This is a genomic window from Streptomyces sp. NPDC059900 (genome assembly GCF_050270335.1).
GTDB lineage: Bacteria > Actinomycetota > Actinomycetes > Streptomycetales > Streptomycetaceae > Streptomyces.
Window position 1 is genome coordinate 1 of the sequence record NZ_JBNNJZ010000405.1, and the last position, 7,461, is coordinate 7,461.

Sequence of the window (7,461 nt, forward strand, 5' to 3'; positions counted from 1 at the left end):
GACTCTATCAGACTCTTTCGTGTCCGATTTCCTCGGTGCCTTTCCGGTTCCCGCTCCGGCCTTTCGGCTTTCGCGTTTCCCTTTCCGGCGAGTCCAAACACTATCAGGACTTTCTCGGCTCCCTGACCACTCGACTGCGAGCACGCAGAAGCTGACCCAGGGATTAGGATCTGACTTGATAGATGCCGCCGAGTCCGGACGCTTGACCGCGTCGCTCGCCTCAGGCAGGAGTCCGACTGTACATGGGGCGTTGGGCGGGCGCAAATCGTTTGTGCAGTGCCTCTTCTCAGTCAACCGGGACCTCTCACGCGGAACCGGGACTTTTTATGACTTACCCTTCTGAACAGTGCGTCGTCCAGGACAGGCAGTGACGGCGGCTACGACTCTCCGCCCCCTGGGAGGCTTGCCATGACCACCGTGACGTCCCCGCTCGTCGGACGCGCCATCGGGCTCTCCGCTGTACCGGACCCCGTTTTCTCCGGCGCGATGGTCGGGCCCGGCACCGCCATCGACCCCGCGCGCGAGCCTTCGGAGGCTGTCGCCCCCGTCGACGGCATCGTCGTCTCGCTCCACCCCCACGCCTTCGTCGTCGTCGACGACCAGGGGCACGGCGTCCTCACGCACCTGGGCATCGACACCGTCCAGCTCAATGGTGCGGGCTTCGAGCTTCTCGTGAACAAGGGTGACACCGTGCAGCGCGGTCAGTCCATCGTGCGCTGGGACCCCGCGAGCGTCGAGGCCGCCGGCAAGTCTCCGATCTGCCCGATCGTGGCACTCGAGGCCACTGCCGAGTCCCTCTCCGGCCTCGTGGAGGATGGCGACGTAAAGGCTGGGGACTCTCTCTTCAGCTGGAAGTGACGTCATCGCCGTCCCTGACGGCAGGTAGGACATCCATCGCGGCGGCTGGGCCCGTCGCTCAATCGGAGACGGGTGCAATGGAGACAACGCTGCGAGGCGTCGGCGTGAGCCACGGTGTGGCGATCGGCGAGGTTCGGCACATGGGGACGGCGGTGCTCGAACCGCCCGCCAAGCAGATTCCCGCGGAGGAAGCGGAGCGCGAACAGGGGCGCGCTCGCCAGGCCGTGGAAGCTGTGGCGGCCGACCTGAACGCGCGGGGCAACCTGGCCGGCGGTGAGGCGCAGGCCGTGCTCGAGGCGCAGGCCATGATCGCTCAGGACCCCGAGCTCATGGCGGACGTCGACCGTCGCATCACGGTCGGCAGTTCCGCGGAGCGCGCCGTCTACGACGCGTTCTCCCACTACCGCGAGCTGCTCGCGGGCGCCGGCGAGTACATGGCCGGTCGCGTCGCCGACCTCGACGACGTGCGCAACCGTATAGTCGCCCGGCTGCTCGGTGTTCCGATGCCCGGTGTTCCGGACAGCGACGAGCCCTACATCCTCATCGCGCGTGACCTCGCTCCGGCGGACACGGCGCTGCTGGACCCCACGCTGGTGCTCGGCTTCGTCACCGAGGAGGGCGGGCCGACCAGTCACAGCGCGATCCTCGCGCGGGCGCTCGGTGTGCCCGCCATCGTCGCTCTGCCGGGTGCGGGCGAGCTGGCCGAGGGCACGGTCGTCGCCGTGGACGGCAGCACCGGTGAGATCTTCGTCGAGCCGAGTGCGGAGAAGCGCGGCCAACTCGAGGCCGCGGCTGCCGAGCGCAAGGCCGCGCTTGCCGCGTCGACCGGTCCCGGTGCGACGTCCGACGGGCACAAGGTGCCGCTGCTCGCCAACGTCGGCGGTCCCGCGGACGTGCCTGCGGCCGTGGAGGCCGGGGCCGAGGGTGTGGGTCTGTTCCGGACCGAGTTCCTCTTCCTCGACGACAGCACCAAGGCGCCGTCGGAGGAGAAGCAGGTCGAGGCCTACCGCGCGGTGCTTGAGGCCTTTCCCGAGGGCCGCGTCGTCGTGCGTGTGCTCGACGCGGGCGCCGACAAGCCGCTCGACTTCCTGACTCCCGCCGACGAGCCGAACCCGGCTCTCGGCGTGCGCGGTCTGCGGTCGCTGCTCGATCACCCCGATGTGCTCCGTACCCAGCTGACGGCGCTGGCGAAGGCCTCGGAAGGGCTGCCGGTCTACCTCGAGGTCATGGCGCCGATGGTCGCCGACCGCATCGACGCCAAGGCGTTCGCCGACGCGTGCCGCGAGGCGGGGCTGCAGGCCAAGTTCGGCGCCATGGTGGAGATCCCGTCGGCCGCGCTGCGGGCGCGCTCGATTCTCCAGGAGGTCGAGTTCCTCTCGCTCGGCACCAACGACCTTGCGCAGTACGCCTTTGCCGCCGACCGTCAGGTGGGTGCCGTGTCCCGGCTCCAGGACCCGTGGCAGCCCGCGCTGCTCGACCTGGTCGCGCTGTCCGCCGAGGCGGCGGCGGCCGAGGGCAAGAGCTGTGGCGTGTGCGGCGAGGCGGCGTCCGACCCGCTGCTCGCCTGTGTGCTGACCGGTCTGGGTGTCACCTCCCTTTCGATGGGTGCGGCGTCCATCCCCTACGTGCGGGCGACGCTGGGCAAGTACACGCTGGCGCAGTGCGAGCGTGCGGCTGCCGCGGCGCGTGCCGCGGACAGCGCCGAGGATGCGCGGAAGGCCGTGCAGGCGGTTCTGTCCGGCGAGTAGCCGCGGACCAGGTCCGTGAGGGGCGCTCCATCCGACAAGGGTGGAGCGCCCCTTCGGCGTTCAGTGCCGGTGTCCCCCTTCGGGCTCCTCCTCTCCGATGGGCAGTGCGGCGCAGTAGTCGACGCCGGATTCCGGGGCCACGAGGTCTCCTGATGCCGCGTCGGTGCAGTAGGCGTCGAAGACCTCGGCCGCCGTGAGGGGCAGCAGTCGCTCGCCGTGCAGGCGCCAGCCCTGGACGCGGTCGGGCCTGCCGTCCGCGGTGGTGCGCATGACCAGGCCCGCGGCGCTGTGGGTGGCGATGCCGACCGCGAGGACCGTGGTGAACTCCAGGGCTTCGGTCTCGTCGAGCGTTGCCCTGCCCCCGGTGTCCTGTGCGACGTGCAGTGCGGCGAGGAGGGTTTCCGGGGCGGTGGGCACGCTGCAGACGAGGTGGCGGGTGCCGGGGCCCGCGCTGTCGAGAAGCCGCACGAGGAGGTCCGAGGCCCGGCTGAAGGCGTCCCGGCCGATGTCCTCGCCGCAGACGGCGCAGCTGCCGAGGCGGGCCAGGAGCATCGTCGCGTACTCCCGGGTCACTTGGCGGACCGCCTCGTCGACGAGGTCGGGGAGCAGCTCGGAGAGGGGCCGGCCGTCGTAGGGGACGGTGGGTCCGGTGGCGGCGAGCTCCGCGGTGAAGCGGGTGCGGCTGGCGGAAGCGTCGGGGTCCAGGCCCGTGTCGGCGCAGTACTCCTCGTACTCCTCGGGGTCGAAGAGGGCGACGGTGGTGTGCCCGCCGTCGGAGGCGAGTGTTCTGAGGAGGCCTTCGGCCTGCCGGAGGTAGGTCTCGTGGTCGTCGAAGGTGAAGGTGCGGTAGCGGCGCATGGCCGCGAAGTCGTCCTCGTCGGCCAGCAGGCCGATGGTCCCGGCGACTTCGCGGCGTAGTGCCCGTCGCATGGTGGTGTGTTGTGCGCTGGCCATGATTCCCCCTGCGATCCGTTGATCAGTGCTCACTCACGGTAAGGGCCAGCACTGACAACGGCGGCGGGCGGGAGATCAGGAGCGGGTCCGGGCCAGGTCCTCGTAGAAGCGGAGCAGGTCGAGGTTGTCGACGGAGCCGGGGTTGACCGCCTTGTCCAGGGCGGTGCCCTGGAGCAGCCGCTTGACGGGGACCTCGATGCGCTTGCCGGTAAGGGTGTGCGGGATGCCGGGGACCTCGATGACCTCGTCGGGGACGTGGCGCGGGGACAGCTGTGCGCGGATGGTCTGCTTGATGCGGTCGCGGAGTCCGTCGTCGAGGGTGGCGCCGGGGGCGAGGTGGATGAACAGGGGCATCCAGTAGCCGCCGTCGGGCTGTTCGACACCGATGACGAGGGATTCGCGGATCTCCGGGAGCCGTTCGACGGCTTCGTAGATGTCGGCCGATCCCATGCGTACGCCCTGGCGGTTGAGCGTGGAGTCGGAGCGGCCGTGGATGACGACCGAGCCGTGCGAGGTCACGGTGATCCAGTCGCCGTGGCGCCAGACGCCGGGGTAGGTGTCGAAGTAGCTGTCGTGGTAGCGGGTGCCGTCCGGGTCGTTCCAGAAGCGGATGGGCATGGACGGCATGGGGTTGGTGACCACGAGTTCGCCGACCTCGTCGACGAGGGGCTTGCCCTGGGGGTCCCAGGCCTGCAGGTCCGTGCCCAGGCCGGGGGCCTGGAGTTCGCCGATGTGGACGGGCAGGGTGGGGACGGCTCCGGCGAAGCAGGAGCAGACGTCCGTGCCGCCGCTGACCGAGGCCATCCACAGGCCGCCGGGGGTGTCCTCGAACTCGTCGTGCAGCCAGCGGAATCCGTCGGGCGGGAGCGGGGAGCCGGTGGTGGCGACGCACTTCACGGTCGAGAGGTCGAAGTCGCGGGCCGGGTGCACGCCCGCCTTGCGGCAGGCCATGACGTAGGCCGCCGATGTGCCGAAGAGGGTGGCCTTGGTGCGTTCGGCGATGCGCCACTGGGCGCCGGTGTCGGGATAACCGGGGCTGCCGTCGTACAGGATGATCGTGGTGCCGGTGAGCAGGCCGGAGACCAGGAAGTTCCACATCATCCAGCCGGTGGACGTGTACCAGAAGAAGCGGTCCTCGGGGCCCAGGTCGCAGTGCAGGCCCAGCTGTTTGAGGTGCTCGACCAGGATGCCGCCCTGGGACTGGACGATGGCCTTGGGCAGGCCGGTCGTGCCGGAGGAGTAGAGCACCCACAGGGGGTGGTCGAAGGGGACCGGCTCGAAGACGGGAGCCGTGTCGGACGCGGTGAGGGCGTCCCATTCCAGGGCGCCTTCGGGGGCCTCGGTGCCCAGCAGGGGGATGTGGACGACGGCGCGCAGCGTGGGCAGTTCGCGGCGGAGTTCGGCGACGGCGTCACGGCGGTCGTGCTCCTTGCCGCCGTAGCGGTAGCCGTCGACGGTGAACAGGACGACCGGTTCGACCTGCTGGAAGCGGTCGAGGACGCTGCGTGCGCCGAAGTCGGGGGCGCAGGAGGTCCAGACGCCGCCGACGGCCGCGGTGGCCAGGAGGGCGACGACGGCCTGCGGGATGTTCGGGACGTAGCCGCTGACGCGGTCTCCGGGGCGCACGCCGAGGGTGCGCAGCTCTGCCGCGAGGGAGCCGACTTGGCGGCGCAGCTCGCCCCAGGTCACGGCGGACGGCTCGTGGGTCTCGTCGACGTACAGGAGGGCGGGGTCGCCCGCGCGCGCCGGGTCCTCCGCCGCGCGCAGTGCGTGTTCGGCGTAGTTGAGCGTAGCTCCGGGGAACCATTGGGCGCCCGGCATCGAGCGGTCGCCGAGTACGCGCGCGTAGGGCGTCGAGAACCGTACGTCGAACCAGTCGGTCACCGCCTGCCAGAACGTGTCGAGTTCGTCCACGGACCAGCGGTGCAGGGCCGCGTAGCCGCCGTCGGCGGGGGCTCCGTGGCGTTCGGCGGCCCACGCCTGGAGGCGCGTGACCTGCGCGGCGGCGATCCGTTCCTGGTCGGGCTGCCAGAGCGGTGAGGGATTCGCTGAGGACATGGGTCGGCTCCCGGACTTTGCGCGTCGTATGCGTGTGCGGTGCGCGCGGGCTGGTTGTGCGCGCGACACGGCTGACAGGGACGATGCCACGTGATCGATTCCGGCACCAGGGTGTGCCTCACACAGTCGGCGTGGCGACTATGTGGCGTCTCCCCAGGTGAACGGCAGTTGAACGATACATACGGGCGGCTTCTTCGGTGGCAGGGTGAGCAGCATGAACGGTCGTGACCTGGTGCGTTCGATGAAGGCGGTCAGCTTGGTCGGTACGGCGCAGGGGTTGCGTGCGGTGCGGTCCTCCTGGCGCAGGCGGCGGGTGGACGCCGCCGGGCTCGCCCCCCGGGGGGTCGAGCGCGCGCGGGTGCCCGGGCCGGTGACGGGTGTGGAGCCGGGGCCGGGGGGCGGGGTGGTGCGGTTCGCCCGTGCCGAGCTGCGGGTTCGGGTCACCACGGGCGGGGCGATCTTCTGGGGCTGGGACGGGGCCGAGCCCGATCCTTCGTACGCGCTCGTCAGCGGGAGTCCCGAAGCGGACCCGAGGGCCGTCCTGGAGCCCGACAAGGAGGGCGGGTGGCGGGTGGTGTCGGAGCGGGCGACGGTGGTCGTGTCGCGGCTCGGCGCGGTGGAGCTGCGCACGCCCGGCGGTCTTGTCCTGCGCCGGGATCTGCCGCCTCGCTGGTGGGAGCCGGTCGGCGGGGGCGCGGCGCACTGGTTGCAGCGCTCGCAGGTGGCGGCGGACGCGCGGTTCTTCGGTCTTGGGGGACGTACGCGCGGGCCCCGGCTGCCGAACGGGACGTACCGCTTGTGGAACACCGATCCGGGGGGTGCTTTCGGGCCCGGCGACGGTCCTTTGTCGATCACCATGCCGGTGCAGTTCGTGGTGGCCGACGCTGGGTGTCATCTGGTGTTCTACGACAACACGTGGGACGGCACGGTCGCGGTGCGCGAGGGCGAGGAGGGTGCGGGGTCCGGGCACGACAGGGCGGGGTCGTGCGAGGTGCGCATGGACGGCGGGCCGCTGCGGTGCTGGGTGGTGGTGGGCACCCCCGCGCGCGTGCTGCACACGTGGGCCTCGCTCACCGGTCCGCCCGCGCTGCCTCCCGCGTGGGCGCTCGGGCACCATCACGCGCGGTGGGGCTTCGGCGGTGAGCAGGAGGTGCGGCGGATCGTCGCGGGCTACCGGGAGCGCGGGCTGCCGCTGGACGCCGTGCACCTGGACATCGACCACTACGAAGCGCACCAGGTGTTCACCGTCGACAAGGAGACGTATCCCCGTTTGCCGCAGCTGGCGGACGATCTGCTCGGGGACGGCGTGCGGCTCGTGTCGATCGTCGATCCCGCGGTGAAGGCGGAGCCCGGCAATGAGGTGTACGACAGCGGCAGGGCGACGGACGCCTTCGTGCGGGACGCGGCGGGACGGCCGGTGCACGGGCTGGTCTGGCCGGGGGTGTCGGTGTATCCGGACTTCACGGACGCGCGCGTGCGGGCGTGGTGGGGCCGCCTCTACAAGGAGCGGCTCGCCCAGGGGTTCGCGGGCTTTTGGCACGACATGAACGAGCCGGTGTCCTTCGCGGCCTTCGGGGAGCCGACGCTGCCCCGCTCGGCCCGGCACTCCCTGGAGGGGCGCGGCGGCGACCATCGTGAGGCGCACAACGTGTACGGCCTCGCGATGGCCCGCGCGGGGTACGAGGGGCTGTGCGAACTGCATCCCAAGGAGCGGCCGTTCTTGTTCTCGCGCTCCGGGTGGGCGGGAATGCAGCGCTACGGAGGGACGTGGTCGGGGGATGTGGCCACCGGGTGGCCGGGGCTGCGGGCGTCGCTGTCGCTGGTTCTCGGCCTGGGGCTGTGC

5 protein-coding genes are annotated in these 7,461 nt (G+C 71.1%); 3 read left to right on the forward strand and 2 right to left on the reverse strand.

Annotation, left to right across the window (positions count from 1 at the left end):
* Nucleotides 1–408 precede the first annotated feature (408 nt).
* Together ACQKIP_RS34125 and ptsP are read left to right on the forward strand one after the other, a co-directional pair.
* Complete coding sequence (locus tag ACQKIP_RS34125) at nucleotides 409–858, forward strand: PTS sugar transporter subunit IIA (protein ID WP_365864086.1); 450 nt, start codon at nucleotides 409–411, stop codon at nucleotides 856–858.
* 77 nt (nucleotides 859–935) lie between these two features.
* On the forward strand, nucleotides 936–2,606 hold the full coding sequence (gene ptsP / locus ACQKIP_RS34130) for a phosphoenolpyruvate--protein phosphotransferase (RefSeq protein WP_365864088.1): 1,671 nt from the start codon (nucleotides 936–938) through the stop codon (nucleotides 2,604–2,606).
* A 60-nt stretch (nucleotides 2,607–2,666) separates the two neighbouring features.
* Here ptsP and ACQKIP_RS34135 read toward each other — a convergent pair whose 3' ends face one another.
* Complete coding sequence (locus ACQKIP_RS34135) at nucleotides 2,667–3,560, reverse strand: hypothetical protein (RefSeq protein WP_365864089.1); 894 nt, start codon at nucleotides 3,558–3,560, stop codon at nucleotides 2,667–2,669.
* Between the two features lie 75 nt (nucleotides 3,561–3,635).
* Nucleotides 3,636–5,618 carry an acetoacetate--CoA ligase gene (locus ACQKIP_RS34140; RefSeq protein WP_365864090.1) on the reverse strand — a complete coding sequence of 661 codons (1,983 nt, stop codon included), beginning with the start codon at nucleotides 5,616–5,618 and terminating at the stop codon, nucleotides 3,636–3,638.
* A 214-nt stretch (nucleotides 5,619–5,832) separates the two neighbouring features.
* On the opposite strand from ACQKIP_RS34140, the gene ACQKIP_RS34145 reads away from it, so the two are divergent.
* The coding region (locus ACQKIP_RS34145) for a TIM-barrel domain-containing protein (protein WP_427745035.1) at nucleotides 5,833–7,461 on the forward strand (1,629 nt) is incomplete at its 3' end.

Coding starts and splice junctions, on each gene's coding strand:
- ACQKIP_RS34125 (WP_365864086.1), top strand. CDS start 409: ATGACCACCGTGACGTCCCCGCTCGTCGGACGCGCCATCGGGCTCTCC.
- ptsP (WP_365864088.1), top strand. CDS start 936: ATGGAGACAACGCTGCGAGGCGTCGGCGTGAGCCACGGTGTGGCGATC.
- ACQKIP_RS34135 (WP_365864089.1), bottom strand. CDS start 3,560: ATGGCCAGCGCACAACACACCACCATGCGACGGGCACTACGCCGCGAA.
- ACQKIP_RS34140 (WP_365864090.1), bottom strand. CDS start 5,618: ATGTCCTCAGCGAATCCCTCACCGCTCTGGCAGCCCGACCAGGAACGG.